General features: G+C 65.9%; 27 protein-coding genes and 1 pseudogene. 13 read left to right on the forward strand and 15 right to left on the reverse strand.

All coding sequences use genetic code 11. From position 1 onward, the window contains the following. Positions 1–643: 643 nt before the first annotated feature. The gene (locus tag XH84_RS02630; protein ID WP_164935996.1) at positions 644–1,894 is read right to left on the reverse strand and encodes a cyclopropane fatty acid synthase; all 1,251 of its coding nucleotides are present in this window, start codon (positions 1,892–1,894) and stop codon (positions 644–646) included. A 278-nt stretch (positions 1,895–2,172) separates the two neighbouring features. Between XH84_RS02630 and XH84_RS02635 the strand changes: the two genes are divergently transcribed. The 3 genes from XH84_RS02635 (at position 2,173) to XH84_RS02645 (ending at position 4,324) form a co-directional block, all read left to right on the forward strand. Further along, positions 2,173–3,141, forward strand: coding sequence for a hypothetical protein (locus tag XH84_RS02635; protein WP_164935995.1), 969 nt, complete (start codon positions 2,173–2,175; stop codon positions 3,139–3,141). Positions 3,142–3,248: 107 nt separating this feature from the next. After that, positions 3,249–3,845 (forward strand): TetR/AcrR family transcriptional regulator, encoded by a 597-nt coding sequence (locus tag XH84_RS02640; protein WP_128917560.1) that lies wholly within the window; start codon positions 3,249–3,251, stop codon positions 3,843–3,845. An 11-nt stretch (positions 3,846–3,856) separates the two neighbouring features. Then, the gene (locus XH84_RS02645; RefSeq protein ID WP_128948008.1) at positions 3,857–4,324 is read left to right on the forward strand and encodes a PaaI family thioesterase; all 468 of its coding nucleotides are present in this window, start codon (positions 3,857–3,859) and stop codon (positions 4,322–4,324) included. Positions 4,325–4,457: 133 nt separating this feature from the next. Here XH84_RS02645 and rplI read toward each other — a convergent pair whose 3' ends face one another. From rplI to rpsF, 4 genes are all read right to left on the reverse strand, one after another. Then, a complete protein-coding gene (gene rplI, locus XH84_RS02655; RefSeq protein ID WP_128917558.1) occupies positions 4,458–5,057 on the reverse strand; it encodes a 50S ribosomal protein L9 in 600 nt (199 codons plus the stop codon). 50 nt (positions 5,058–5,107) lie between these two features. Further along, positions 5,108–6,085 (reverse strand): hypothetical protein, encoded by a 978-nt coding sequence (locus XH84_RS02660; protein WP_128917557.1) that lies wholly within the window; start codon positions 6,083–6,085, stop codon positions 5,108–5,110. A gap of 131 nt (positions 6,086–6,216) precedes the next feature. Next, on the reverse strand, positions 6,217–6,456 hold the full coding sequence (gene rpsR, locus XH84_RS02665) for a 30S ribosomal protein S18 (RefSeq protein WP_007592020.1): 240 nt from the start codon (positions 6,454–6,456) through the stop codon (positions 6,217–6,219). A gap of 5 nt (positions 6,457–6,461) precedes the next feature. Continuing rightward, positions 6,462–6,965: a 30S ribosomal protein S6 gene (gene rpsF, locus XH84_RS02670; protein ID WP_128917556.1), complete on the reverse strand. Its 504-nt coding sequence runs from the start codon at positions 6,963–6,965 to the stop codon at positions 6,462–6,464. A 336-nt stretch (positions 6,966–7,301) separates the two neighbouring features. Here rpsF and XH84_RS02675 point away from each other — a divergent pair, with 336 nt between their 5' ends. The 9 genes from XH84_RS02675 to gmk all read left to right on the forward strand — a co-directional run bounded on the left by XH84_RS02675 (position 7,302) and on the right by gmk (position 15,907). Further along, complete coding sequence (locus tag XH84_RS02675; RefSeq protein ID WP_128917555.1) at positions 7,302–8,006, forward strand: TetR/AcrR family transcriptional regulator C-terminal domain-containing protein; 705 nt, start codon at positions 7,302–7,304, stop codon at positions 8,004–8,006. A 3-nt stretch (positions 8,007–8,009) separates the two neighbouring features. Further along, on the forward strand, positions 8,010–9,035 hold the full coding sequence (locus XH84_RS02680) for a fatty acid desaturase family protein (protein WP_128917554.1): 1,026 nt from the start codon (positions 8,010–8,012) through the stop codon (positions 9,033–9,035). A 174-nt stretch (positions 9,036–9,209) separates the two neighbouring features. Further along, the gene (fabD, locus tag XH84_RS02685) at positions 9,210–10,169 is read left to right on the forward strand and encodes an ACP S-malonyltransferase (protein ID WP_128917553.1); all 960 of its coding nucleotides are present in this window, start codon (positions 9,210–9,212) and stop codon (positions 10,167–10,169) included. A gap of 10 nt (positions 10,170–10,179) precedes the next feature. Beyond that, positions 10,180–10,917, forward strand: coding sequence for a 3-oxoacyl-[acyl-carrier-protein] reductase (fabG, locus tag XH84_RS02690; protein WP_126258275.1), 738 nt, complete (start codon positions 10,180–10,182; stop codon positions 10,915–10,917). Between the two features lie 313 nt (positions 10,918–11,230). Further along, on the forward strand, positions 11,231–11,470 hold the full coding sequence (locus tag XH84_RS02695; RefSeq protein WP_008130699.1) for an acyl carrier protein: 240 nt from the start codon (positions 11,231–11,233) through the stop codon (positions 11,468–11,470). 108 nt (positions 11,471–11,578) lie between these two features. Then, the gene (fabF, locus tag XH84_RS02700) at positions 11,579–12,844 is read left to right on the forward strand and encodes a beta-ketoacyl-ACP synthase II (protein WP_128917552.1); all 1,266 of its coding nucleotides are present in this window, start codon (positions 11,579–11,581) and stop codon (positions 12,842–12,844) included. 123 nt (positions 12,845–12,967) lie between these two features. Continuing rightward, complete coding sequence (gene mltG / locus XH84_RS02705; RefSeq protein WP_128917551.1) at positions 12,968–14,242, forward strand: endolytic transglycosylase MltG; 1,275 nt, start codon at positions 12,968–12,970, stop codon at positions 14,240–14,242. A gap of 114 nt (positions 14,243–14,356) precedes the next feature. Next, positions 14,357–15,244, forward strand: a complete 888-nt coding sequence (locus XH84_RS02710) for a YicC/YloC family endoribonuclease (RefSeq protein ID WP_128917550.1) — start codon at positions 14,357–14,359, stop codon at positions 15,242–15,244. A gap of 3 nt (positions 15,245–15,247) precedes the next feature. Further along, a complete protein-coding gene (gmk, locus tag XH84_RS02715) occupies positions 15,248–15,907 on the forward strand; it encodes a guanylate kinase (RefSeq protein ID WP_128917549.1) in 660 nt (219 codons plus the stop codon). Here the strand turns inward: gmk and XH84_RS02720 are convergent. The 4 genes and pseudogenes from XH84_RS02720 to XH84_RS02740 all read right to left on the reverse strand — a co-directional run bounded on the left by XH84_RS02720 (position 15,840) and on the right by XH84_RS02740 (position 19,210). Then, a complete protein-coding gene (locus XH84_RS02720) occupies positions 15,840–17,039 on the reverse strand; it encodes a hypothetical protein (RefSeq protein WP_128917548.1) in 1,200 nt (399 codons plus the stop codon). The genes gmk and XH84_RS02720 overlap by 68 nt on opposite strands. Positions 17,040–18,074: 1,035 nt before the next feature. Further along, a pseudogene (locus XH84_RS02730) lies at positions 18,075–18,250 on the reverse strand (GyrI-like domain-containing protein); the annotation flags it as partial. Position 18,251: 1 nt separating this feature from the next. Further along, positions 18,252–18,953 carry a Crp/Fnr family transcriptional regulator gene (locus XH84_RS02735; RefSeq protein WP_128917547.1) on the reverse strand — a complete coding sequence of 234 codons (702 nt, stop codon included), beginning with the start codon at positions 18,951–18,953 and terminating at the stop codon, positions 18,252–18,254. A 17-nt stretch (positions 18,954–18,970) separates the two neighbouring features. Continuing rightward, positions 18,971–19,210, reverse strand: a complete 240-nt coding sequence (locus XH84_RS02740; protein WP_128917546.1) for a hypothetical protein — start codon at positions 19,208–19,210, stop codon at positions 18,971–18,973. A gap of 157 nt (positions 19,211–19,367) precedes the next feature. On the opposite strand from XH84_RS02740, the gene XH84_RS02745 reads away from it, so the two are divergent. Continuing rightward, a complete protein-coding gene (locus tag XH84_RS02745) occupies positions 19,368–20,105 on the forward strand; it encodes a Crp/Fnr family transcriptional regulator (protein ID WP_128917545.1) in 738 nt (245 codons plus the stop codon). Between the two features lie 13 nt (positions 20,106–20,118). Here the strand turns inward: XH84_RS02745 and XH84_RS02750 are convergent, their stop codons facing one another. The 6 genes from XH84_RS02750 to XH84_RS02775 form a co-directional block, all read right to left on the reverse strand. Then, positions 20,119–20,835: a Crp/Fnr family transcriptional regulator gene (locus tag XH84_RS02750; protein WP_128917544.1), complete on the reverse strand. Its 717-nt coding sequence runs from the start codon at positions 20,833–20,835 to the stop codon at positions 20,119–20,121. 329 nt (positions 20,836–21,164) lie between these two features. Further along, on the reverse strand, positions 21,165–21,401 hold the full coding sequence (locus XH84_RS02755) for a hypothetical protein (RefSeq protein ID WP_128917543.1): 237 nt from the start codon (positions 21,399–21,401) through the stop codon (positions 21,165–21,167). Between the two features lie 77 nt (positions 21,402–21,478). Beyond that, on the reverse strand, positions 21,479–22,537 hold the full coding sequence (locus tag XH84_RS02760; RefSeq protein ID WP_128917542.1) for an alcohol dehydrogenase: 1,059 nt from the start codon (positions 22,535–22,537) through the stop codon (positions 21,479–21,481). Between the two features lie 23 nt (positions 22,538–22,560). Further along, positions 22,561–23,418: a 16S rRNA (adenine(1518)-N(6)/adenine(1519)-N(6))-dimethyltransferase RsmA gene (rsmA, locus tag XH84_RS02765; protein ID WP_128917541.1), complete on the reverse strand. Its 858-nt coding sequence runs from the start codon at positions 23,416–23,418 to the stop codon at positions 22,561–22,563. Further along, on the reverse strand, positions 23,415–24,455 hold the full coding sequence (gene pdxA / locus XH84_RS02770) for a 4-hydroxythreonine-4-phosphate dehydrogenase PdxA (protein ID WP_128917540.1): 1,041 nt from the start codon (positions 24,453–24,455) through the stop codon (positions 23,415–23,417). The genes rsmA and pdxA overlap by 4 nt, the downstream gene beginning before the upstream one ends. After that, positions 24,455–25,393, reverse strand: coding sequence for a SurA N-terminal domain-containing protein (locus XH84_RS02775; protein WP_164935994.1), 939 nt, complete (start codon positions 25,391–25,393; stop codon positions 24,455–24,457). The genes pdxA and XH84_RS02775 overlap by 1 nt, the downstream gene beginning before the upstream one ends. Between the last annotated feature and the right edge of the window lie 47 nt (positions 25,394–25,440).

Below are 25,440 nucleotides of genomic sequence, written 5' to 3' on the forward strand. Positions count from 1 at the left end.
TGATTAGCAGTCGCAGCACGCGCCGCGCTTGACGGATTTTCGCGGAACCCGCTCCGGCCCGGATGCGGCCGCGCCATGGAAAGATCCTGAAATCATGAACTTTATGGATTGGCGTGCAGACCTAATCAAGAAGCGCGCGAAAAGGCGCACGCCGGCGCGCTTCCGGCTCGGGTTCAGACCAGCAGGAGGTAGACCAGCGCAACCAGAGCCGCCCCGACGCCGGTAATGATCAGGGCGTAATCAGTGCGGAGGTCGTCCTGCACGTCGAATGAGGTTCGGGTCTCTTTGCTCATGGCGACGGTCTAAGCCAGGCCCGACCGGACTTATGTGAACTGGATCACATCCTCCCGGATTCTTTCGGGGCTATGAGCGGAACAGGCGGACGGGCAGGGAATTGTCTCCCACGGCCCGCCAACAGGGAACGAGGCAAGCGATGCGGCCAGAACGGCAGCACCAGATTTGGCGAAGCGAGGCAGGTAGCCGGCTTTGGCTGTCGGGACTGATTGCGGCCATGGAGCACGCTGAACGACCCGAAGTGCGTTGCCAGCCTGTCGCTCCCGAAATCCTACGTGAACTGCGGGCGCAACTGGCGTTAACGGCCCTCGTCCGGTGCCCCCCGATTTCGACCCTGCGTCACTAGAAGCTATTCACCAGCCAATTTGAGCCTCGGCCTGGCCACGCCTTCGTGAGCGCGCAGCCGGGCTTCTTCGCGCGGCAAGTAGTCGCGGGTCATCGGCACCTCGCCCTGGCGGCGCGTGAGCTGGATCTGGAAGTTCATCATGGCTTGCTTGCGGAACGTCATCTCGCAGGCCGCCAGATAGAATTCCCACATCAGCGCGAAGCGCTCGTCGTAGAGCTGTACGGCCTCCTCACGCCGCGCCATGAAACGTTCCCGCCAGGCTTTCAGCGTTTCCGCGTAGTGCAGGCGCAGGATCTCGATATCGCAGACCAGGAGGCCGGCGCGCTCGATCGCCGGCAGCACCTCCGACAAGGCCGGGATGTAGCCGCCGGGGAAGATGTATTTGGCGATCCAGGGGTTGGTCGAATCCGGGCCCTGCGAACGGCCGATCGAATGCAGCAGCATGATGCCGTTTTCGCTGAGCAGCTCGGCGCAGCGCTGGAAGTAGGTGTCGTAGAAGCGGGCGCCGACATGCTCGAACATGCCGACCGAGACGATGCGGTCGAACGGGCCGGCGACGTCGCGATAGTCCTGAAGCAGGAATCTGGCCGAGCCGGTCAGGCCCTTTTCGGCCGCGCGCGCATTGGCGATCTGCAACTGCTCGGTCGACAGCGTCACGCCCGTGACATCGGCGCCCGTGGTCTCGGCGAGATAGAGCCCGAGCCCGCCCCAGCCGGAGCCGATGTCGAGTACGCGCTGGCCGGGCTTGATGAGCAGTTTGGCGGCGATGTGCCGTTTCTTGGCAAGCTGCGCGTCGTCGAGCGTGCTTTCCGGCGTCTCGAAATAGGCGCAGCTGTATTGCTTGTCGGCGTCCAGGAAGAGCGAATAGAGCCGGGCGTCGAGATCATAATGATGCGCGACGTTCTGGCGGGAGCGCGAGCGCGGATTGAACTGTTTCAGGTGCCGCGTCAGATAGCGCAGATGCCACCAGGGTTTGGCCCATTGCGGCAATAGGTCGGGTTGATCGAGCAGGATCGCGAGGGCATCGGCGATGGTGCCGCGTTCGACGATGAACTCGCCATCCATATAGGCCTCACCAAGCCCGAGCTCGGGATTGACGAGGATCTTCCGCTCCGCCTCTGCGGTGCCGAAGCGCACCGCGACCGGCTCGCCGGTGCCGTCGCCGACGGTGAACTTCGATCCACTGGAGCCGGTCACCGTCATCGACCCGCGGCGGATGAATTGAGACAGGAATCTACGTAACAAACGGTCCATCGACATTTCCTCTCGAGCGAACCCGAAAGATGCGACTAACCCGGCCTTCACATCTGACGCCCAGGCGCCGCAGCGGTTCCTATGCGCTTGCATCTAAATCTAGGGTGCGGGGGCGGGTTGCGCTATTGCGCTGAGTTCACAGCCGATATTCGAAAAGCGCTTAATCACATCCTTGCGCTTGGAGGCTGCTTCCATTCGCGGCCCAATCGGATAAAAGGTGACCCGCCGCCGCGCCGGAGGCCGGCGGCACCCCTCGGAATTCAATGGAGATGATGGGAATGTCGAGCCGAGCGCTCAGCCTCGCGACGGTACTGCTTCTGATCGGCTTCGGCGCGACCGATACCGTCCTTGCGCAGGCGACGAACCTCGAGGCCGGCAAAACCCCGTCTCAGATTTTCGCGCAGACCTGCAACGCGTGCCACAAGAGCCCGCGCGGGCTTCTGAAGTCCGTCGCGCCGGGCTCGCTGCCGGGCTTCCTGCGCCAGCACTACACCACGAGCTCGGACATGGCGGGCATTCTCGCCTCCTATCTCGTCTCCAACGGCGCCACCGACGCCCGCTTCCAGGCCAAGGACGGCAAGGACAAGAAGGACGGCGCCAGGGACAAGGAAGCCAACACCGCTCCGGGGCAGGCGGGCGAGCATCAGGGCCGCCGCCCGCGCGCCCAGGACGCCGCCAGGCCGGAGGGCGAGGCTGCTGCTCCGGCGGCCGAGGGCGCCCGTCAGAAGCGTGCGGCGCGGCCGGCCGAGGACGGCGCGAAGCCCGAGGGGCAAGCCTCGCCCGAGGGACGCAAGGGCAAGCGCCGCGGCAAGCCCGCCGCCGGAGAGACGCCGAAGCTCGACGCCGCTGCGCCAGCCACTGAAGAGAAGAGCGAGCCCAAGCCCGAGACCAAGCCGGAGACCAGGCCCGACGCAGCCAAGGTCGAGCCCGGCCGCGACGAGGCCAAGCCCGACAGCAGCAAGGCGTCCGAGAAACCAGTCGAGATCAAGCCTGACAGCGCCAAGGTCGAATCCCGCGGCAGCGAGACTCCGGCTCTGCGGCCAGATCCGGTCCCGGCGGTGACGCCGGCTGCACCGGCCGCGAAGCCTGCCGAGCCCAAACCGGCGGAAGAGGCTGCTCCCAAGCCCGCCGCGCCGGCTGCCAGCTCTGAACCGGCGGCCAAGCCGCAGGAGCCGGCACCGCCCGCGACCGCCGCGGCCCCGCCAGCCGAGTCCTCCGGGCCTCCAGCGCCGCCGATCTCGCGCTAAGCCAGCTCGTTTTCGATCGAGATGCGGAGGCCGCGCTCGTCGCGGCCTCCGCACTGTATTGACCAGGATTGGAGCTTTACTCTAGAGTAATACTCTAGGAGGCGTCGATGACGACGAGCGTGCGAGACGACCTGTTGGCGGCCGGGCTGATCGTGTTCGACCGCGTCGGCTTCGAAGCTGCGACGGTGGCCGCGATCCGCAGCCGGGCGCGCGCCTCCAATGGCAGCTTCTTCCACGCCTTCGGCTCGAAGAAGGAGCTTGCCGGTGCGCTGTTCCTGGAGGTCTTGCGGCACTACCACGCCGCGGTGCTGGTCGCGCTCCATCCCGCCCCGGGTGCAGAGCATGGAATCGATCGCTTGATCAGGGCACATCTAGGCTGGGTCGTGACCAGCCGTCGCGAGGCGCGCTACCTCTTCGAGATTTCGCGCAGCGAGTGGGGCGAGGACGTTCGCGACGCCCAGCGCGCACAGAATGCGCGGCTCACTGAAGGCATCGAGCGCTGGCGCGCGCCGCTGGTTGCAAACGGCGAGCTCTTGGCGATGACGCCGGCGATGTTCGTCAGCCAGCTCATCGGTCCGGCGCAGATTTTCTGCCGCGCCTTCCTGTCGGGACGGGACCGCGCCGATCCGCGCGTCGAGGCCGACACGCTGATCGCCTGCGCCATCCGTGCGCTACGGCCGCCCGATCGCATCAACAAGCAATAAGGAGAGACTGCATGCGCGCCGAAGCAGATCCCGAATTCGCAGCCGTTGCCGAGCGCATTCATGCCAATGTCGGCCGGCAGGGCTTCATGAACCTGGTCGGTGCCGAGCTTTCGGAATTGTCGCGCGGGACCTGCACGATTGCCGTGGATCGCCGGCCGGAGCTGTTGCAGCAGCATGGCTTCTTCCACGGCGGCGTGACCGCCTTTCTGGTCGACAACGCCACGACGATCGCAGCCGCCACCTCGCGCGGCCAACCGGCGCTGACGGCGGAATACAAGCTCAACCTGTTGTCGCCCGCGGTCGGCGAGAAGCTGATCTGCCGCGCCCGGGTGATCAAGCCGGGCCGTCAGGTCTCGGTGGTTGCGGCCGACGTGTTCTGCGTCAGCGACGGTGTCGAGAAGCATACGGCAACGGCGCTGGCCTCGATCGCGATGTTGAGCGAGGACGTTGCCGCGAAAACGAAAAGCCCGGCCGCCTGAGGCGACCGAGCCTTTTTGTTGGTCATTCCGGGGCGATGCGAAGCATCGAACCCGGAATCTCGAGATTCCCCGGTGCACAATTGCGCACCTGTGGTCTGGTCCTTCGGACCATCCCGGAATGACAATGTTGGAGTTACTTCTCTTCCGCGGCCGCCGCCGGCTCGACCTCGTCGTGCTCGGCTTCCGGATCGAAGAACTCGCCGGCGGCGGCGATCGCCTCGGCGGCCGCGTCGCGGTCCTCGTTGCGGGTCGAGATGTCCTCGCCGCGGTTGATCCGCTCGGCCTCGTCCTGGCTGCGGGCGACCGTGACGGTGATCTCGACCTCGACCTCGGGGTGAACGGCAACGATGACCGTGTGCTTGCCGATGGTCTTGATCGGCGCGTCGAGCTGCACCTGCGGACGGTCGAGGTGGACGCCGTCGGCTTCGAACGCCATGACGATGTCGCGCACCGTGACCGAGCCGAACAGCTGGCCGGCTTCCGAGGCCTGGCGGATCACGATGATGTTCTTGTCCTTGATCTTCTCGGCGACCTTGGACGCCTCACCCTTGGCCTGGAGGTTGCGGGCCTCGAGCTCGGCCTTCATGCCGTCATACTTGGAACGGTTGTCGGCGGTGGCACGCAGCGCCTTGCCGCGCTTGAGCAGGAAATTGCGGGCGTAGCCGTCGCGAACCTTCACGACTTCGCCCATCTGGCCGAGCTTGTTGACGCGTTCCAGCAAAATGACTTCCATATTCGTTCTCCTTTTGAAGTGCTCTCTTGGTTTCGGTTTCGGGGTTGAACTCAAGGGGTCGGCAGCGGCGGCGGTTGCCGGCTGCGCAGGAAACGTTCGCGGAAGCCGAACACGGCGTCCGCAAGGCCGAGGATCACCATCGCGATCACGGGCCATCCGAACACGACCACGACGGCGTAGGTCGAGCCGAGCCAGAACGTGCGGCTCTTCATCGCCAGCGTGAGGGTGTGCAGCACGGCGAAGCCGGTCAGCGCATAGCCCATCATCAGCGCCGCCGCGGCGATCTGAGCGACGATCGCGAGCAGCCCGCCGGTGAAGCAGAAGGCGAGCGCGATGCAGAGCGCCACCAGCGTCATCGGCGGCAGCTCGGCCGTCATCATGTCCGGCCACGGGCGCCGCAGCCGGCCCGACGTCGCCGTGATCTTGGCGCTGAGCCAGAGGTTGAGGGTCAGCGTCATCATCGCGATGATGGTGGCCCCGGCCGGTGCGATGCGCACCAGCGCGTCGACGAACTGACCGGCTTCGCCGGAGCCTTGCGGGTCGGTGGCCCGGAGGAGGCGCATCAGGCCGCGCCGCAGCGTGCCGAGGATGGTGTCGGCGTCGGTCCCGAGCGTGAGCAGGGCGGCGATCGTGGTCAGCGCGGCGAAGCCGGCGAGCCACAGCAGGATGCGGCCGACCGGATACCATTCGAGCTCAGGCTCGGCGGGCGGTTCGGTGGCGTCGTCCAGCGCGCCAGGTCCGACGGGACGGCTGAGCAGCACGAGATGGCCGAGCCACCATGCGGGAAGGGCGACAGTGACGGCGAACGCGATGCAATAGGGCAGGCCGAACAGGGCGCCGAGGCCGATCGCAGCAGCGATGCCGCCGAGGCTGGCGCAAAGCGGTCCCCAGCCGATCGCGGCGACCATCAGCGGCAGCGGTGCGAGATAGAACAGGACGAGCGAGATCAGCGCGCCCGAAATGATCGAGGCGAACATCAGGGCCGACGCAGCGCCGGCGATCAGGGCGATCAGCACAAATGGCATCATCAGCTGTCCCGCTCCCTTCGAGCGGTTAGAGGCATTTCGCCCCAACCATCGGCGACCGGACGACCCGGAAGCCTTATGAGTTCGAAAAAGTTGCGACCGGCGGCTCGAGGCCGCCGGCCGAATTGGTCATCTTAGCGAATGACGTAGGGCAGCAGGCCCAGGAACCGCGCGCGCTTGATGGCGCGGGCGAGCTCACGCTGCTTCTTCGCGGACACCGCCGTGATGCGGCTCGGCACGATCTTGCCGCGCTCGGAGACGTAACGCATCAAGAGCTTGGAGTCCTTGTAGTCGATCTTCGGAGCGTTGGCGCCCGTGAACGGGCAGCTCTTGCGACGACGAAAAAACGGGCGGCGTGCACCAGCTTCAGCCATTGTTCTTACTCCCCATCCGTCGTCGTGGTTTCAGCTTCGTCGCGAGGACGGCGCGGGCCGCGATCACCGCGGAAGCCACCACCGTCGCGATCGCCACCACGGAAACCGCCTTCGCGGTCGCCACGGAAGCCGCCGCCTTCACGATCGCGGAAGCCGCCGCCACGGTCGTCACGCTCGCGGTCGCGGTCGGCCTTGCGCATCATCGCGGACGGGCCTTCCTCGAGTTCCTCGACGCGGACGCTGAGGTAGCGGATCACGTCTTCGCTGATGCGCTCCTGGCGCTCGATCTCGGCGATCGCCGCGGACGGCGCGTCGATGTTGAGCAGCACGAAGTGCGCCTTGCGGTTCTTGTTCATACGGTAGGTGAGGGAGCGCACGCCCCAATTCTCGGTCTTGGTGACCTTGCCGCCGAGACCCTCGACGATGCCGGTCATCTGCGCAGTCAGCTCTTCGACCTGCTGCGTGCTCGCGTCCTGACGCGCGAGAAAAACATGCTCATAAAGAGCCATGGTGGTCCTTTCCTCATGTTGGCGCATCGCCCGGCGTCAAGCCCTTAAGAGGCCTTCGGAAAGGACTCTGGGATTAAGCTCAGAAGGCGGAAACACGGGACGACGGGCCGACTGGCCCTGCCACACCAAAATCACGAAGGATTTGCTGAGACCGTCCGTTCAGCTCCCGGCCGGGGTCTGCGGATGCGCGCCTTATACGGATTTTGGCTGACTTGGCAAGGTTTGAACGCCTCGCTTCTGGCGAAACGGTGCTGGTCGGGTCGCCAAACCCACCCTCGCATACCGGCTTGATTTATTTGTTTGTATGCCATACAAATAACGGGTCGGGAGGTACTGATGACGGGTGAATCGATTCAGGCTCCGTTCGAGACTTCGACTGGCGACCCCAAGCACACCGCGCGCGCCACACGGTCGGCCGGCCGCAAGATGCGCTCCTTGCTGCTGGATGCGGCAAGTCCGCTGTTCCGGGAGCGGGGGCTGTCGGGCACGGCGATCACCGACATCGCGGCCGCAGCGGACGCATTCCCGAGCCAGATCACTTATTACTTCCGCACCAAGGAGGCGCTGTTCGTCGAATGCGCCTGCCGCGACCTCTTGTATCTGGCACGTGCGACCGAGCAGGCGGCGCTGAAGGCGCGGACGCCACGGGAATACACCCATGCGCTGGCGCAGACCGTGACGGCGAGCGATTCCGTCGCTTTCTTCGCCGAAGCGCTGACATTGACGCGGCGCCGGCAGGATCTGGCGCCGCTCGTCGAGCGCACGATCGAGCGTCTGCACGGCGAAGGCGCGCGCGCCTATGCGAGCCAGGTGGCGCGGCACGGCTGGCGCTCGCTGCGGGCGCCCGACGAAAGCTCGCGGCGGTTCTGGGCCGTCGCCATCGGTGTCATTCTCGAAGGCTACGCCATGGGCCGCTCGCCCGAGGCGCTTTGCGCCGAGATGCTGCGCGTGCTCGGCGAGCAGGCGAAATCCACCGACACGGCCCGGCTGCGCCTTGTCGAGGAGCATGACGCAACGACCACTCCGGATGAGGAGAGTTAGGCCATGACCGCGCTTCGCATGCGTGCCCGCGATTTCCTGACCGACGACCAGCTTGCCGACGTGCGCCAGCGTGTGACCTGGAAAGGCGTTGCGCTGATCGCGCACGCCTGGGCGCTGATCATCGGGGCGATCGCTCTGGTCGCATGGTGGCCCAATCCGGTCACCTATGTCCTCGCTGTCGCGATCATCGGCTCGCGCCAGCTGGGCCTTGCGATCCTGATGCATGACGGCGCGCATGGCTGCCTGTCCGCAGACGAGAAAATCAATCTGACCCTGAGCCAATGGTTCTGCGCCTATCCGTTGTTTGCGGAGACGCGCAGCTACCGGCGTTACCACCTGCAGCACCATGCGCGCACGCAGCAGGAGGATGATCCCGATCTCGTGCTGTCGGCGCCGTTTCCGATCACGAAGCTGAGCTATCGCCGCAAGTTCATTCGCGACATTACCGGACAGACCGGCTTCCAGCAGCGCAAGGCGCAACTGCTCAACGCGCTCGGCTCGAAGGACTGGCCATGGCGTCAGCGCCTGGCGCATTTCTGGGACAAGCTCGGTCCGCAATGCATCGTCAATGCCGTGATGTTCGCCGCGTGCGCGGCGGCCGGCGTATGGTGGGCCTATCCGCTGTTATGGCTGGTGCCGCTCCTGACTTGGATGATGGTCATCACCCGTATCCGTAATATCGCCGAACATGCCGTCGTCCCCGACAGCAGCGATCCCTTGCGCAATACCCGCACCACGCATGCCAATTTTCTCGAGCGCCTGTTCATCGCCCCGTACTACGTGAACTATCACCTCGAGCATCATCTGCTGTTCTACGTGCCCTGCTACAATTTGCCGAAGGTGCATCGGCTGCTGAGCGCAAGCCGGCATGCGGGCCGCATGGAAGTGCAGCCGGGCTATGCCGCGGTGCTGCGGCTGGCGACGGCGAAGCCCGACCGGGACGATCGGCCGGGTCGCTTGGTGAACAGCGCGCGCCGTGCGCAGGCCGGGGCGAAGGTCGATGGCAATCAGACCGCTGGCGGGTTTTGAAGCGGCGTATCCCCAATTGAATGCCGGCCGGGGTTCCCATCTCGGCTTGACAGTCCCGCCCCGGACAGTGTCTACGGCCCCCTTTGGAGCGTGATCCGGAACCATGGCCCAAGGCCGCGCGTAATCGGCTGCCGGTTCTTAAGAGGGATCGTGCCCGACAAGCAGGGAGCGCCGATGACGGCAGCATTCACATTTCCGGGGCAGGGGTCCCAGGCGGTTGGCATGGGCAAGGCTCTGGCCGACGCGTTTCCGGTGGCGCGCGCCGTGTTCGACGAGGTCGATGCCGCGCTTTCCGAGAAGCTGACGGCCATCATCTGGGATGGCCCGGCCGAAACCCTTCAGCTCACCGAAAACGCCCAGCCGGCGCTGATGGCGGTGTCTATCGCCACCCTGCGCGTGCTGGAGGCCGAGGCCGGTTTTTCCGTGGGACGAGACGCGGCCTTCGTCGCCGGCCACTCCCTCGGTGAATATTCGGCGCTGGCTGCGGCCGGCAGCCTGACGGTTTCGGATACCGCCCGTCTGCTTCGCACCCGCGGTCTCGCAATGCAAAAGGCCGTGCCGGTCGGCGCCGGCGCGATGGCCGCTCTGCTTGGTCTGGACTACGAGGCTGCCATGGCGGTCGCCAATGAAGCGGCGCAGGGGCAGGTCTGCCAGGCCGCCAACGACAATGGCGGCGGTCAGGTGGTTGTCTCAGGCGACAAGGCCGCCGTCGATCGCGCCGTCGAGATCGCCAAGACCAAGGGCGCCAAGCGCGCGATGCTGCTGCCGGTGTCCGCCCCGTTCCATTGCAAGCTGATGCAGCCCGCGGCCGACGCCATGGCGCAGGCGCTCTCGAAAGTCACGATCAAGGCGCCGGCCGCGCCGCTGGTGTCGAACGTGCTGGCGAGCGCCATCACCGACCCCGACGAGATTCGCCGCCGCCTGGTCGAGCAGGTCACGGGAACGGTGCGTTGGCGCGAGTCGGTTGCCTATATGGCAGGGCAGGGCGTCACCCGTTTCTTCGAGATCGGCGCCGGCAAGGTGCTGACCGGTCTCGTCAAGCGCATTGCGGACGGCGCCGTCGGCGTTGCGGTCGGCGGTCCCAATGACATTGCCGCCGCCAAGGATGCCTTGGCCGCCGCGAAGCAGGGTTGAGGAGTTATCGATGTTCGATCTGACTGGCAAAAAGGCGCTCGTCACCGGCGCCACCGGCGGCATCGGCGGCGCGATTGCGCAGGCGCTGCACGCGCAGGGCGCGACCGTTGCGATCTCCGGAACGCGCAAGGAGGTGCTGGACGAGCTTGCCGGCAAGCTTGGCGAACGCGTCTTTGTGTTGCCCTGCAATCTCTCCAAGGCCGACGAGGTCGAAGCGCTGGTGCCGGCTGCGGAAGCGGCAATGGGCCAGGTCGACATCCTCATCGCCAATGCCGGCATCACCCGCGACAATCTCTTCGTGCAGCTCCGTGACGAGGACTGGGAGGAGGTCATCAACGTCAATCTGACCGCGACCTTCCGCCTCGCGCGTGCCGCGACCAAGCTGATGATGCGCAAGCGCTTCGGCCGCATCATCGCCATCACCTCGGTGGTCGGCGTCACCGGCAATCCCGGACAAGGCAACTACACCGCCTCGAAGGCGGGCCTGATCGGCATGATCAAGACGCTAGGGGCCGAATACGCCAAGCGCGGCGTGACCGCGAACTGCATCGCGCCGGGCTTCATCAAGACGCCGATGACCGACGCGCTCAACGACAAGCAGCGCGAAACGATTCTGACCAAGGTTCCGGCTGCCCGTCTGGGGACGCCCGAGGACATCGCGGCGGCGGCCGTGTACCTGAGTTCGAACGAAGCAGCCTACGTCACCGGCCAGACCATCCACGTCAACGGCGGCATGGCCATGATCTGAGGCCTTCGTTCCGCACTGCCCACATCGGCGGCGCGGGATGCGGCAAACGGCCGTTTCCGGAGCGAAATGAGGCTTGTAGTCAAGGCAATTGAAGTGTGATAACCGGACCTTCAACGGATGGGCAAAGAACGCCATTGCAGGTTTTTGAAACCCTGTATATTGGCGATGCGGAGCCTTGGCCGTCGTTCGCCGGGCCCTGTATCGGTTAGATGGGGCCAAATCAAAGTTCGTAAGCGAAGGCAAGTAACACGACCACGACGGCTCGTATCGTCCCGGGGGGTCGGGTCTACAGGGAACAACACGAGGTTAAGCAATGAGTGACATTGGCGAGCGGGTTAAGAAGATCGTGGTCGAACACCTTGGTGTTGAACCCGAGAAGGTTGTCGACGCTGCGAGCTTCATCGACGACCTCGGCGCCGACAGTCTGGACACCGTCGAGCTGGTGATGGCGTTCGAAGAGGAATTCGGTTGCGAGATTCCGGACGACGCCGCGGAAACGATTCTCACCGTCGGCGATGCCACGAAGTTTCTCGAGAAGAACGCGAAGAGCTAAGGCTCTTCATTTTCGCGGGGACAACATTGAAACCGGACGGGCCGCTTCGCAGCGGTCAGCCGGTTTCTTGTTATTGGCCGTGAGTCTTTCGATGCGGAGTTTTCGGATATGAGGCGGGTTGTCGTCACTGGTCTCGGCATGGTGTCGCCGCTCGGCTGCGGCGTCGAACCGACCTGGAAACGCATCCTCAACGGCGAAAGCGGCGCGCGCCGGATCGAGAGCTTCGATGTCTCCGATCTTCAGACAAAATACGCCTGCACCGTCGTGCGCGGCGACGGCACGAACGACACCTTCAATCCCGACAAGTGGATGGAGCCGAAGGACCAGCGCAAGGTCGACGACTTCATCATCTTCGGCATGGCCGCGGCGGGCCAGGCGCTCGACGATGCCAACTGGCACCCCGAGTCCGAAGAGGACAAGTGCGCGACCGGAACCATGATCGGATCCGGCATCGGCGGCCTCAGCGGCATCGCCGACACCGCGATCCTCCTGAAGGAGCGCGGACCGCGCCGGGTGTCGCCGTTCTTCATTCCCGGCCGGCTGATCAATCTTGCCTCCGGCTATGTCTCGATCGCGCACGGCCTGAAGGGACCGAACCATTCGGTGGTCACGGCCTGCTCGACCGGCGCGCATGCGGTCGGCGATGCCGCCCGCCTGATCGCGCTGGGCGATGCTGACGTGATGGTCGCAGGCGGCGCCGAGTCGCCGATCAGCCGTATCGGTATCGCCGGCTTCAACGCCGCGCGCGCGCTCTCGACCGGCTTCAACGACACGCCCGAGAAGGCCTCGCGTCCCTACGACAAGGACCGCGACGGCTTCGTGATGGGCGAGGGCGCCGGCGTCCTCGTGCTGGAAGAGCTCGAGCACGCCAGGCGCCGCGGCGCGAAGATCTATGCCGAGGTGATCGGCTATGGTCTTTCGGGCGATGCCTATCACATTACCTCGCCCTCGCCCGATGGCGATGGCGGCTTCCGCAGCATGTCGGCGGCGCTCAAGCGCGCTGGCCTCACCGCGTCCGATCTCGACTACATCAACGCGCACGGCACCTCGACACCGCTCGGTGACGAGATCGAGCTCAGCGCCGTCGAGCGTCTGCTCGGCAATGCCGCCTCCAAGGTCGCGATGTCATCTACGAAATCGTCGACGGGTCATCTGCTCGGCGCGGCCGGTGCGATCGAAGCGATCTTCGCCATCCTCGCGATTCGGGATAATGTCGTGCCGCCGACCATCAACCTCGACAATCCGTCGGTGCAGACCGCGATCGACCTCGTGCCGCACATTGCCAAGAAGCGTGAGGTCAATGTCGCCTTGTCGAACTCGTTTGGTTTTGGCGGTACCAATGCGTCGGTGATCGTCCGGCGCTTGGCCAATTAGTTTGCGTTTGAAACGAATCCACCGTTTTGCCGTATTCGGCGATAGTCATGGAAGTGGGCGTGCATTTGGCTCGGCAAGCGATTGTCGGGCCGCTATTGAACCGGCAGGATTCAGGTTGCTTCTATGAGTGAAAGGCCGCCCATTTCGCCCCGGAGCCCACGGGCAGCACTCGAGCCCGAGCAGCTCCCGCCGCCGCCGAAGCGATCGGACCGTGCGCGCAATCCCTTCGTGGTCGTCGGCAACGCCATCATCACCCTTCTGCTGATCGCCATGCTCGGCGCCGGCGGCATCTATTATTACGGCCGGCAGGTGCTCGAGGCGCCCGGGCCGCTCAAGGACGACAAGATCGTCAACATCCCGCAGCGCGCGGGCAAGCGCGACATCGCCGAGACTCTGAATCGGGAAGGCGTGACCGACGTCAATCCCTGGGTGTTCATCGCCAGTGTCGCCGCGCTGAAGGCGAGTTCGGACCTCAAGCCGGGTGAATATGCGTTCCAGAAGAACGCTTCGCTCCGCGACGTCATCGCCACCATCGTCGAGGGCAAGGTGGTACAGCACGCCGTCACGATTCCGGAAGGCCTGACCTCCGAGCAGATCGTGGCGCGCCTGTCCGATAACGACATCTTCACCGGCAGCGTGCGCGAGCTGCCGCGTGAGGGCACGCTGCTGCCGGAGACCTACAAATTCCCGCGCGGTACGCCGCGCGAACAGGTGATCCAGCGCATGCAGCAGGCGCACAAGCGCGTGCTCGCCGAGATCTGGGAGCGCCGCAGTCAGGACATCCCGGTCAAGACGGCGGAGCAGCTGGTGACGCTGGCCTCGATCGTGGAAAAGGAGACCGGCAAGCCCGACGAGCGCAGCCGCGTCGCCGCGGTGTTCGTCAATCGCCTGAAGCAGCGGATCAAGCTGCAATCCGATCCGACCATCATCTATGGCCTCGTCGGCGGCAAGGGCACGCTGGGGCGCCCGATCAAGCGCAGCGAGATCACGCAGCCTTCGCCGTACAACACCTATGTGATCGAGGGCCTGCCGCCGGGCCCGATCTCCAACCCCGGCCGTGCCTCGCTGGAGGCCGCCGCCAATCCGGCCCGCACCCGCGACCTCTATTTCGTCGCCGACGGCACCGGCGGGCACGCCTTCACGGAAACCTACGACGCGCACCAGAAGAATGTCGCCAAGCTGCGCGCGATGGAAAAGCAGATCCAGAACGACACGGTCGAGCCGGCCGAGGATGCGCCGCCGCCGGCTGCCGCCGCGCCCGGGGCCGCCGATACGCCGACCGCGACCACGCCGGCGCGGCCCAACCAGCAGAAAAAGCCGCCGGCGGCACGCCCCGCAGCTCCGCCACCTGCGCGGCAGGGCGCGGTGCAGCCCTCGCCGCCGGTGGTCCAGCGCTAGTGCGTTGCAGACCTGCCTGCGGGACTTTGCGGATTCCACTTTCCTGCAAAATAGTCTTAAGATTCGCGTGGCTTGATGCCTCGCGAATCCCGTGTTTCTGGAGAACTTGACCTGATGGCGCTGTCGTCCATGACCGGCTTTGCTCGAAGCCACGGCGCAAGCGGGCCGTACACGTTCGAATGGGAATTGAAGTCGGTCAACGCCAAAGGCTTTGACCTCAGGGTGCGGCTGCCGCAGGGCTTCGACGAGCTCGAGGCGCACGCCAAGAAGCGCGCCGGGGAGCTTTTGTCGCGCGGGACGGTCTACGCCAATCTCACCGTCAAGCGCGCCAACGCCGCCGCAACGGTTCGCGTCAACGAGGACGTGCTCAACGCCGTCCTGAAGGCCGCCGCCATGATCGCCGGCAAGGTCGACGCGGTTGCCCCGAGCATCGACGGCCTGCTCGCGATCAAGGGTGTGGTCGAGGTCGCCGAGCCCGAGGGTGACGAGGAGGAGGACAAGGCGGCGCGCGCTGCTGCCGCCGCGGCCTTCGACAAGGCGCTCGACGAGCTCGTTGCGATGCGCAAGCGCGAGGGCACGTCGCTCGGGCAGATCCTGACGCAGCGCGTCGACGAGATCGAGCAGCTGGCCAGGAGGGCGGAAGCCGCGCCCGGCCGCAAGCCGGAGGCGATCAAGGCCCGGCTCGCCGAGCAGATCGCTGCATTGCTCGACACCTCCGACCGCTTCGATTCCGACCGCCTGATGCAGGAGGCGATCCTGATCGCGACCAAGGCCGACATCCGCGAGGAGCTCGACCGCATCGCATCCCACATCGCGCAGGCGCGTGAGCTGATCGGCAAGGGCGGCCCGATCGGCCGCAAGCTCGATTTCCTGGCGCAGGAGTTTCACCGCGAGGTCAACACCTGCTGCTCGAAGTCGAACGACATCGAGCTGACCAATACGGGGCTGGCCATGAAAAACGTGGTCGAGCAGTTCCGCGAGCAGGTCCAGAATCTGGAGTGATCGATGACGGCGGGCGGTCACGGAACTGACGGTGTCGAGCGGCGCGGACTGATGTTCGTGCTGTCCTCGCCCTCGGGCGCGGGCAAGACGACGCTGTCGCGTCTGTTGATCGAGCGGATGTCCGGCCTGAAAATGTCGGTCTCGGCGACCACGCGGCCGATGCGGCCGGGCGAGGTCAACGGCAAGGACTACACGTTCGTCGACAAGCTCACGTTCGACGCGATGGTGAAAGCCGACGAGCTGCTGGAATGGGCGACGGTGTTCGACAACAGCTACGGCACGCCGCGTGGCCCCGTCGAGGCGGCGCTGTCAGCGGGCCAGGATGTGCTGTTCGACATCGACTGGCAGGGCACGCAGCAATTGAAGCAGAAGGCGCGCGCCGACGTCGTCAGCGTCTTCATCCTGCCGCCCTCGGCGGCCGATCTCGAAAAGCGTCTGCATTCGCGCGCGCAGGATTCCGACGAGGTGATCCGCAAGCGGATGAGCCGCGCCAGCCACGAGATGAGCCACTGGGCCGAGTACGACTACATCGTCATCAACCACGATGTCGATGAGGCCTTCGCCGAGGTGCAGTCGATCCTGAAGGCCGAGCGCCTCAAGCGCGAGCGGCGGATTGGCCTCGTTGGTTTCGTGCGAGGTTTACAAGGGCAGCTTCAGGGCTAGGCTCTCGCAGCCGCGGCCCTTGCTTCGCCAGCCGTTCCAGCATGGCGGTGATCACGTCGACGTCGACGGCATCCTCGGTCTGCACATCTTCAGCGCGATCGATCTCGTCGCGAGCAGCGGGCTTTTTGTCATCGATCTCCTTGGCCGCGAGGCGTAGGGGCGATGGCCCGATCTCGAACTCGCCGTTGAATATGTCGGCCTTGTCGAGCTCTGCGGCCTTGTTGCGAATGGAGGAGGATTGGGCCGCGATAATGCCGATCTCCTTGGTGAATGCGGCGAGTTGCGCGGTCTGCGGCCGTGCCTCGTCGAAGTCGACCGGCCTCGGCTGCGGGCGCGGCGTGACGGCCGGCGTCGCACCGAGCCAGGGCGCGCGGCTTCCGGCATGGTCTTGCGGCGCCCAATCGTCCCAATGCCCGCGGCGGTCGGCGGCCTGGACGCGGACGCGTCCGCCGGCGAAGCGGTAGATGAGGCTGGCGAGGATCCCTGCGAGCGCCAGCGCGCCGCCGATCACGAGCAGCAGCATCTGCACCGAGCCGGCCGGCTTGTCGGTCGTGCCCTCTGCTGCGGCGGGCGGGAGTAGGGCAGGGGATTTCGACGGCTTTGCGTTCGGCTGCGCGGCTGCTGCGACCATGGTCGGCGCGGGCTGCGGCGCTTGCGCGGCAGATGCGGTGGAGACATCGGGCCACGCCGTGTCGGCGACAGGTTGCTGCGCGCTGCTACCAACCTGGTCCGCAGGTTGCTGTGCCGGCGTTGCTGCGGCCGGCGTTGCGTTCGGCTCCTTGGGAGTTGCTCCCCTGCGCGGACCCACATATTCGGCGCGCGCGTCCTGCACGGTCTGCTGCGGCGAAGCTGTTGAATCCGGTGGCGTGTCCGCCGTGGCCTGCACGGCCTTAGCGCTGTCTTTGTCTCCGGCGGCCCGGAGATACCAGCACTGCCGTTTGGTCGTGCGTTCGAGGCGATAGTGCCAGTGCTGCCCCTGCGGCGCGGCGCCCTTCGGCGAGGCCAGGCAGTCGGCGGCCGCGTTGGCGGTGCTCGATGCGCTCGGCGCGTTCTGCGACACGGCGGCCAGTGGCGCGCCGGCAATGATGCTGCCGACCAGCGCGGATACGAATTTTGCGGTGCGGTTGCCCATCCTGGTCTCCCGGTTACGCGTGACGCAACTCTAACCAGCCCTTTGTCATCAAAGACTTGGGTGGCAATGAGCCGCAAATCCGGAGAGGATGTGGCTTGAATCGGGCCTGCGGGATGTTTGTTCCGCAGTGAGGAGGGTGTTTTCGTGGCGCTCTGGCTAGGCGGAGAGTTGGGTTCCGAAGAAGCTTTCGCATGAGGGTTCCGACGTCCTCGCGCCGATGATCTGACCGGACAGCGGCCGCGGCCGTGCAGTCTCGCGGCGCGTTCCGCCCGAGCTTTGCAGTTTCGTTCGCACCCAATGAAAGCCAAAGGGCGCAGGGAAGGCCGGGTGCCGGCGGCACCCGCAAGTCCGTGCGCGACAGAAAATGCACACGGGGTGGACCACAGGTGATGCCGGCTCCCGGCCTTCCCTGCGCGGATGGTTTTAACGGTGTCCTTCGTGCTCTCCTCGGGGAGCGATGCACTATTGCCCCCGTCGCCTTTGCGGATGATCGATGCGCGCACCCGGTCGGGCCGCCGCATCACCGCTGAGACTTGACGCACAGACCCCGGGCGTCAGGACCACACGACTTCTCCGTCCGCGGACGATCCCGCCGAAACACCTGAAGGCTTGCGTGTGCTCGCTTCCAGGCATCAACGAAACCGCTGTGACCGCGCCGGGTCGTATCGCGCCGCCTGAAGACTCACGGTTGCCCGCCCTGTCGTCACGCATGCCGCGCCGGCGCTACCGCGTCCACCGCAACCCGGCCCGCATCTCGTGACGATCGCGAAGCGCCCCTTTGGCAGGGGCCGGGATAGGCGGCTGTATGCCACAAATCCGAAATTCGGGAAAGCGGAATATTTTTGAGGAGGTGACTTGACCAGCGTGTTTTGCCCGACGCCTCGCGAACGGCCGCCTCGATCTCCGCCCGTCATTCCGGGGCGCCCCGAAAGGGCGAACCCGGAATCCATCGTATGGCACGATGCGCGGCCCGATGGATTCCGGGCCTGCGTGCTTGCGTACGCATCCCGGAATGACGGTGGATGCGGTCACAGTTCATTTCAGCGGCAGGACAAATCCGCGGTCGCTTCGTGCTCGGCGACCTCAGGGACGAAGCTCAGCCGCTGGCAATAGATCGGGAAGTCGCGTGCTTCCTCGCCGCTGGCCGGAAGCCAGTCGCGATAAAGGTAGAGCGCGGCGGGCTCCAGATTGTCGGTGTTGCCGACGCCGCGCTCAGCTCAGATAGTCCGGCGCGAAATCCGCAAGCTTGCGCAGCTCATCGGGTTGCAGCAGCCCGATCTCGCTGCCCTCCCAGGCGATCAATCCACGATGTCTCAGCTCCTGGATGGTACGGTTGACGTGAACGATCGAGAGTCCGCAGGCATCTGCAACGTGCCGCTGCGTCATCGGCATCTGGAAGCAGCCATCCGTGACGAGGCCGACCACCTCCAGCCTTGCGGCGAGCTCGCAGATGAGGTGCGCGACCTTGGGCAAGGCCGTCTGCGCGCCGAGGCGGGCGATCCATTGTCGCGAGATCGCCGTATCGATCAGCGTCTCGCGCCAGAACGCGCGCGTCAAATGGATCGAGCCGCCGAGAAGCTGCCTGAGCTGGCTGTGCGCGACAGTGCCGACGATGGTCGGTCCGAGGCCGACGAGGTCGGCATCCATCGGCGAGACCAGCAGCGTGTGCAGGCAGGGCATGTCGCCGGGAACGTGGAACGCGAGGATCCGGCTGCGGTCGCCGACGATACGGGCCTGGTAGAGGAAGCCGTGCACGACGAAGACGCAGCGCGATACGGCCTCACCCTGGCGCAGCACGATCTCGCCGTCGGCGACCTGGCGCAGCGTGGAGGGCAGGGCGGCGATCTGTCGGCGTTCGTCCTCGGACAGGGCTTCGATGGTCTGCAGACGCGCGATGAACTTCGGATGCGGCATGAGCCTCGCGTGCTGCTTCAGTCGTCGCGCGGCACCGACGCCTCGACGAAGCGCCGCGAGAGTTTTGCGATTGTCCAGTCGGAGACCGGCGCAGAGCGGAACTCGCGAATGGCGCGGGCGAGCTCCTGATCGGACATCGGCCGGACCGGCTCCTTCAGCGTGCCCGCGCGCAAGGCATCGCTGATGCTGTCGAAGTGCTCGCTCGTATCCGGCCTGAACAGGCTGCGGATGCGGTCCAGGATCGTCGTAGGGCTCATGAAGGGACGGCTCGGCTCGTCGTCGAGGTGACGGGTTGGATGCGACCGGTACGATCGCAGATCGGTTAGCAACCTGTGCTATCGAGACGCGTTCTAGTCCGCTGAACCCAAGCCGGACGTATCATTTGATAGAACCGGCGCGATTTTTGGCGGCCTCATGGAAAGAGCCCACGACGTGCTGATCCGGAACTTGTGCGAGCACACCGCGCTCGCAGAGGAGGATCTTGCCGAGATCCGCGCGCTGACCTTCACGCTGCGCGATTTCGAGTCGAACGAGGATTTCATCCGGCAGGGCGACAAACCCGAACATTCGGCGCTGGTCGTCTCGGGCATGGTCGCGCGCTACCATCTGCTCGGCAGCGGCGGCCGACAATATCTCGCGTTCCACATCACCGGCGACCTGCCGGACGCGCAGGGCCTGTTCATCGACCAGATGGACCACGGATTGAGCGCGCTGGGGCCCGCCTCGGTCGCCTTCGTCCCGCATCGCGAATTGTTCATCGCGTTCCGGCGGCGGCCAAACTTTGGGATGGCCGTCTGGCGCGAGACGCTGCTCGATGCCGCGATCTTTCGCGAAGCCATCACCAACAACAGCGCCCGGCCGATGCAGGCGCGCATGGCGCACCTGTTCTGCGAGCTGTTCTACCGCGCCCGCGCCGCGCAGCTCGTCCGCGGCAATCGCTGCCCCTTGCCGATCAGCCTGGCGCAGCTCGGCGAGACGCTGGGCATGGCGATCGCGACCGTGAACCGGACGCTCGGCGAGCTCAGGCGCAGCGGAGCCATGGATCTGCGCGAGGGCGAACTGATCGTGCTGAAATGGCGCGACTTGCAACGGCTCGGCGATTTCAGCCCGGCCTATCTGCACCAGAAACGGCAGTCGCCGCCGCGTGCGTGAGACCGCCGGCGTGCTAGCCATCGGCGGGTGCCGCGCCCCGCACTTCGTCAAAATGCTTCTTCACCCAATCGTTGCAGCAGCAGGCTCTGGCATCGAGCGCCGCTGCGTCGAGGATCAGGATGGCGCCGCGGCGGGTGGCGAGGATGCGCCTCGCCTTGAACATCTGGATGACGCGGCTGGCATAGCTGCGAGAGACGCCCAGCATGCCCGCGAGTTGCTCGTGGGTGAGGGGAATCTCGGCTTGGCCGATATGTTCCTGCGCGGAGATGATCCACTTGGCGGCGCGCTGCTCGATCGAATGCGCGGCGTTGCAGGCCGCGGTCTGCAGCAATTGCGCAAACTGGCAGTCGGCATAGCGCGAAAACACCTCTTGCAGCGCGGCCGACCGCTGCTGCGCCTGCTCGAGCGCGCGCAGCGGCAGCCGAACGAGCGTGCCGCCCAGCTTCACGACGATGCGGGAATAGGCGAGTGAGGGATTGCGGCCGGCGGCGACGCCCACCGCACCCTCGCGTCCCACCAGCAGGCTTTCGACCTCGCGATCATCCTCGACCGGAACGGCGAACGACACGAGCGTGGGGCCGCAGGGGAAATGAACCGCCGCCACGGCGTCGCCGGCGTGATGCAGGATGTGGCTGGCCTCGACTTCGACCGGCTGGAGGTAGGGTGCGAGAAGTTCGAAATCTCGGGGAGTGAGCTGCCGGAGCAGATCGTTCTGGGGCCGACCGGTCACAGTTTCTTCTCTTGGCTGGCCGGGAATCGGCGCCGCTCAGAACCCTACGTTTCCGTGGCGGAACCAACGGTTCCAAAGTGCACACAAGGCCTCACTGAGGGCCGAAAAGTTCGCGCGCCGGCTTTCCGGAATCCGGAAATTGTGGGAGCAGGCCGCTTGCACGCCGGCCCGGCCGCGTGGGTCTTCGCGAGGTCTGTTCAGGAGTGAACATAGCGGGCATGCGGATTGGCGTAGCGTGTCGGCGCCAGGCGCCGCACCCCGTGCGTTTTGCCCGACGGACCGCCGGGATCCGCCCGAACGCCGCCGGGTCCGAGGGGTGGCGATGATCGTCACCCGACCCGTGCTTCGCGGTCCGCTGTGGATCGGCGTTCGGCCGCGTGCGCGCGATAGGCGTCGATCGCCCTGTTGGCGAGCATCAGCTGCCGGCGCTCGCCGGCCCTGAGCTGGGCTTCGATCGCGTCGAGAAGGAAGTTCGCGCTCTCGTCCGGCGGGCCGAGCTCGCCGCTCTGCTCCAGGCAGCTCCAGGCGATGAAGAATGCGCTTTCGACAGTGCAGCGAATGGACATGCGCTGCCAACGCGGCGGGGTCGAAGGCGTTCCGTGCGGCGGGCGCAACTTGCGTCGGGCCCGCAGCCAGCGATCGGTCAGTTCTTCAGCACGATGCGGCCGACGACCTTGCCGGCACGAAGCTCGTCGATCCATTTCTGGACGTCGCCCATCGGCTCCTCGCGCATCGGCGTCGGCTTGATCTTGCCGGCGCGCGCCAGCGCCATCAGCTCGTGGGCCTCAGCGAGCGTGCCGACCATGAAGCCCTCGATGGTCATGCGCTTATAGACCCACTGCACCATCGGCAGCGTGAACTGGCCGCCCATCAGGCCGGAGACCACGATCTTGCCGCCGCGCGCGGCGACTGCGACCGCAAAGGCCATCGACTTCTCGTTGCCGGCGAAATCGACGATCTCATCGAAGCCGCCTTCGGTCTCCTTCAGGATGCGCTTGATCACGTCGAGCTCGGACGGGTCGTAGGCGACTGCGGCACCGTTGTTTAGCGCGGTGTCGCGCGCGGCCGGCGAGAGGTCGGCGACCGTGATCGGTTGCTTGAACATCGCCTGGGCGAACGACAGTCCCATCATGCCGACGCCGCCGAGACCGATCAGCAAGAGGTTGCGCTGGCGCGGACGGTCGACCAGGCGCTTGAGCGCGCCATAGGCGGTGACGCCGGAGCACATCAGCGTCGCGGCCTGGTTGACGGGCAGGGGGTCGTAGTCGAGCAGATATTTCGCGTCGGGCACCAGCACGTGGGTGGCAAAGCCTCCGTCGATGGAGACGCCGAGGAACCGCTGCTTCACGCAGAGATTCTCGTCGCCATTGGCGCAATCGCGGCACTGGCCGCAGCCGATCCAGGGGAAGACGGCTTTCTTCGTGCCGACGAGGCTTGCCGGCACGTCGGGGCCGACCTCGTCGACCACGCCGGCGATCTCGTGGCCCAGCGTGAACGGCAGCGTCATGCCGCGCGTGGTGTCGAGCTTCCTGCCGCCGCCGAGATCGGCATAGCCGTCCTGGATGTGCAGGTCGGAATGGCAGAGGCCGCAGCGCTCGATGCGCACCAGCACCTCGCGTCCTTGCGGCTTCGGTGTGTCGACGATGGTCTCGCACAAGGGCGCGTCGAACTTGACCAGGGACTGCCTGCGCATCAGCGCCATTTTCTTTCCTCCGGAATTCTTGGTTACTCGGTTTCGCTGCGTATATCCGCCAATTCGCGCGCCATGGCAACAAAGCCCGATATCGGAATGGTCTCCGCGCGCCGCGTCGCATCGACGCCGGCGGCCTGCGCAAGCCGCGCCGGATCGACGCCGAGCGACTTCAGGCTCTGCCGCAGCATCTTGCGGCGCTGGCCGAAGGCGCTGGCTGCGACCTGTTCGAGCAGCTTGCGATCACACGGCAGCGGTTCTGCGCGCGGCTTGAGGCGCACGACGGAGGAGGTGACCTTCGGTGGCGGCACGAAGGCGGACGGCGCAATGTCGAACAGGATCTTGGTCTCACAGCGCCAATTGGCGAGCACGCCGAGCCGGCCATAGGCCTCCTCGTCCTCGTGCGCCACGATGCGCTCGCCGACCTCGCGCTGGAACATCAACACCATCATGTCGTACCAGGGCGGCCAGGGCTCGGTGGTAAGCCAGTTGATCAAGAGCTGGGTCGCGATGTTATAGGGCAGGTTGGCGACGATCTTTGCTCGTTCGCCAGCGAGCAGCGGGCGGGGATCGAATGTCATGGCGTCGCCATGCACGATCTCGAGCCTGTCAGGGTAGCGCGCGGAAATATCTTGCAAGGCTGGGATCGCGCGCTCGTCGTGCTCGATGGCGATGACGCGTTTGGCGCCGAGCGCGAGAAGCGCGCGCGTCAGCCCGCCCGGGCCGGGGCCGATCTCGACGATGGTGGAGTCCTCGAGGGGCGCTGCGGCGCGCGCGATGCGCGCAGTGAGATTGAGATCGAGCAGAAAATTCTGGCCGAGCGATTTGCGCGCCGACAGCGCGTGCCGGCGAATGACCTCGCGCAGCGGCGGGAGGTCGTCGATCGCGCTCATTTGTCTTGCGAAGCCGCCATGCGGCTGGCGAGCCGGAGCGCTGCGATCAGGCTCGCCGGATTGGCCTTGGCCGTGCCGGCGATGTCGAAGGCGGTGCCGTGATCGGGCGAGGTGCGGACGAAGGGCAGGCCGAGCGTGACGTTGACCGCGTTGTCGAAGGCGACCGTCTTGATCGGGATCAGCGCCTGGTCGTGATACATGCAGATGGCGCAGTCATAGGTGCTGCGCGCGGCCTCGTGGAACATGGTGTCGGCGGGCAGCGGGCCCCTGGTCTCGATGCCGTCGCCGCGTAGCGTCCTGAGCGCGGGGGCGATGATGGTCTGCTCCTCGTGGCCGAGCGAGCCGTCCTCGCCGGCATGCGGATTGAGGCCGGAGACCGCGATGCGCGGCCGCGCGATTCCGAAGCGGGATTTCAGTTCGGTTGCGACGATGCGCACGGTCGAGACGATCAGCTCGCTGGTGAGCTCTCCCAGCGCATCGCGGAGCGAGACGTGAATGGTCACGGGCACCACGGCGAGTTGCGGCGACCACAGCATCATCACCGGCTGCGGCACGCGCCCGTTCTCTGCGGCGAGCTCGGCGAGGAATTCGGTGTGGCCGGGATGACGGAAGCCTGAGCGGTAGAGCACGCTCTTGGCGATCGGATTGGTGACGATTGCGCCGGCGCGGCCCTCGCGAACATCGGTGACCGCCTGCCGGATCGAGGCGAGTGCGGCCGGCGCACTTGATGCGTCGGGCTTGCCGGGCTCGGCGGTCGCGCGCTCGCCGGTGGCGACCACGGGCAGGGCATCGATGAAGGCAGAAGCGGCTTCGCCGGGACTCACCGCCGCGGTCCTGATCTCGGCCCCCAGCGATGGAGCGAGCGCCTTGGCGCGGCGCGCGATCAACGCCTCGTCACCGAGCAGATAGAAGGCGGGCAGGTTCAGCTCGCGGCGTCGCAGCCAGGCTGCGATCGTGATGTCGGGGCCGATGCCGGCGGGCTCTCCCAGGGTCAGGGCAAGGGGAAGGGGAAGCGGCTTTGCTGCGCGATCGGCCATCAGCGGTGGTTGCGATATTCGATCATCGCCGCCTTGCGGAGCTCGTCGAGATAGGCCTTCTGGGTCTTCTCGTACTTCTCCTGATACATCTTCTCGCGGACCTCGCGCTTCTTCGGCGTGTCGATCATGGTCGGCTTGCGCGAGCACAGCACCACCATCTCGATGCCGTTCTTGGTCATCTCGGGCGCGGTCAGGTGGCCGATCGGGGTATCGTCGAGCACCTTGCGCAGCGCTTCCGGCAGTTCCGCGGTGGTCTTGGTGACGCTGTCGCGAATGGTGGCGTTCGGCGTCGAGCGGAACAGCGAATTGGCTTCCTCGCAGCTTCCGACGCGCGCACGGTAGCTCTCGGCTTCCTTCTTCCGGGTCTCCAGGAACGCCGCGGACGAGCCGCGCGGCACGATCAGCACGATCGGCTGCATCTTGTATTCGGTGCCTTCGATCTGAAGCTTGTCGCCGGTCTCGGCCTGCACGGCCTGCGCGACGTCGCGTTCGCCGACCAGCAGCTTCTCCTTGAAGCGGCCGCGCACGAGGCTGGTCCAGACCATCTCGGCCTTCATGCGGGCCTTCAGCGTTTCGGGGCGGACGCCTTTGGATTCGAGCGACTTGGTGAGCTGGTCCGGCGTGATGCGCATGCGTTGCGCCATGCCCTCGTAGGACTGGTTGAGGTCGGAGACGCCGGGATCGACCCCGTACTTCCTGCCCTCCTTGGTCTTCACCTTGTCGTCGATCAGCTCGTTGATGACGTCCTGCCGGCTCGGGGTCTTCTGCGTCGTCAGCTGGTCGAGCTTGGAGCGCTGCTCGATGTCGAAATCGGTGATCGGATCGCCGTTGACCATGACGACGATGTTCTGCGCTCGCGACGGCGAGGGCAGTCCGGTCAGGATCAGTCCGGCACTGATGGCGAGCAGGAGGCGGAAGACGGGCAATGGAGTCGTCATGATTGTCGCTCGCATGTCAGCCGCGTCGAGCCTGTGATGGGGGCAAG

The organism is Bradyrhizobium nanningense, from assembly GCF_004114535.1.
GTDB classification, from domain to species: domain Bacteria; phylum Pseudomonadota; class Alphaproteobacteria; order Rhizobiales; family Xanthobacteraceae; genus Bradyrhizobium; species Bradyrhizobium nanningense.

What these genes read in the sequence shown, in the direction of transcription:
- XH84_RS02630 (WP_164935996.1), bottom strand. Translation starts at nt 1,894, where the DNA reads ATGGACCGTTTGTTACGTAGATTCCTGTCTCAATTCATCCGCCGCGGG.
- XH84_RS02635 (WP_164935995.1), top strand. Translation starts at nt 2,173, where the DNA reads ATGTCGAGCCGAGCGCTCAGCCTCGCGACGGTACTGCTTCTGATCGGC.
- XH84_RS02640 (WP_128917560.1), top strand. Translation starts at nt 3,249, where the DNA reads ATGACGACGAGCGTGCGAGACGACCTGTTGGCGGCCGGGCTGATCGTG.
- XH84_RS02645 (WP_128948008.1), top strand. Translation starts at nt 3,857, where the DNA reads ATGCGCGCCGAAGCAGATCCCGAATTCGCAGCCGTTGCCGAGCGCATT.
- rplI (WP_128917558.1), bottom strand. Translation starts at nt 5,057, where the DNA reads ATGGAAGTCATTTTGCTGGAACGCGTCAACAAGCTCGGCCAGATGGGC.
- XH84_RS02660 (WP_128917557.1), bottom strand. Translation starts at nt 6,085, where the DNA reads ATGATGCCATTTGTGCTGATCGCCCTGATCGCCGGCGCTGCGTCGGCC.
- rpsR (WP_007592020.1), bottom strand. Translation starts at nt 6,456, where the DNA reads ATGGCTGAAGCTGGTGCACGCCGCCCGTTTTTTCGTCGTCGCAAGAGC.
- rpsF (WP_128917556.1), bottom strand. Translation starts at nt 6,965, where the DNA reads ATGGCTCTTTATGAGCATGTTTTTCTCGCGCGTCAGGACGCGAGCACG.
- XH84_RS02675 (WP_128917555.1), top strand. Translation starts at nt 7,302, where the DNA reads ATGACGGGTGAATCGATTCAGGCTCCGTTCGAGACTTCGACTGGCGAC.
- XH84_RS02680 (WP_128917554.1), top strand. Translation starts at nt 8,010, where the DNA reads ATGACCGCGCTTCGCATGCGTGCCCGCGATTTCCTGACCGACGACCAG.
- fabD (WP_128917553.1), top strand. Translation starts at nt 9,210, where the DNA reads ATGACGGCAGCATTCACATTTCCGGGGCAGGGGTCCCAGGCGGTTGGC.
- fabG (WP_126258275.1), top strand. Translation starts at nt 10,180, where the DNA reads ATGTTCGATCTGACTGGCAAAAAGGCGCTCGTCACCGGCGCCACCGGC.
- XH84_RS02695 (WP_008130699.1), top strand. Translation starts at nt 11,231, where the DNA reads ATGAGTGACATTGGCGAGCGGGTTAAGAAGATCGTGGTCGAACACCTT.
- fabF (WP_128917552.1), top strand. Translation starts at nt 11,579, where the DNA reads ATGAGGCGGGTTGTCGTCACTGGTCTCGGCATGGTGTCGCCGCTCGGC.
- mltG (WP_128917551.1), top strand. Translation starts at nt 12,968, where the DNA reads ATGAGTGAAAGGCCGCCCATTTCGCCCCGGAGCCCACGGGCAGCACTC.
- XH84_RS02710 (WP_128917550.1), top strand. Translation starts at nt 14,357, where the DNA reads ATGGCGCTGTCGTCCATGACCGGCTTTGCTCGAAGCCACGGCGCAAGC.
- gmk (WP_128917549.1), top strand. Translation starts at nt 15,248, where the DNA reads ATGACGGCGGGCGGTCACGGAACTGACGGTGTCGAGCGGCGCGGACTG.
- XH84_RS02720 (WP_128917548.1), bottom strand. Translation starts at nt 17,039, where the DNA reads ATGGGCAACCGCACCGCAAAATTCGTATCCGCGCTGGTCGGCAGCATC.
- XH84_RS02735 (WP_128917547.1), bottom strand. Translation starts at nt 18,953, where the DNA reads ATGCCGCATCCGAAGTTCATCGCGCGTCTGCAGACCATCGAAGCCCTG.
- XH84_RS02740 (WP_128917546.1), bottom strand. Translation starts at nt 19,210, where the DNA reads ATGAGCCCTACGACGATCCTGGACCGCATCCGCAGCCTGTTCAGGCCG.
- XH84_RS02745 (WP_128917545.1), top strand. Translation starts at nt 19,368, where the DNA reads ATGGAAAGAGCCCACGACGTGCTGATCCGGAACTTGTGCGAGCACACC.
- XH84_RS02755 (WP_128917543.1), bottom strand. Translation starts at nt 21,401, where the DNA reads ATGTCCATTCGCTGCACTGTCGAAAGCGCATTCTTCATCGCCTGGAGC.
- XH84_RS02760 (WP_128917542.1), bottom strand. Translation starts at nt 22,537, where the DNA reads ATGGCGCTGATGCGCAGGCAGTCCCTGGTCAAGTTCGACGCGCCCTTG.
- rsmA (WP_128917541.1), bottom strand. Translation starts at nt 23,418, where the DNA reads ATGAGCGCGATCGACGACCTCCCGCCGCTGCGCGAGGTCATTCGCCGG.
- pdxA (WP_128917540.1), bottom strand. Translation starts at nt 24,455, where the DNA reads ATGGCCGATCGCGCAGCAAAGCCGCTTCCCCTTCCCCTTGCCCTGACC.
- XH84_RS02775 (WP_164935994.1), bottom strand. Translation starts at nt 25,393, where the DNA reads ATGACGACTCCATTGCCCGTCTTCCGCCTCCTGCTCGCCATCAGTGCC.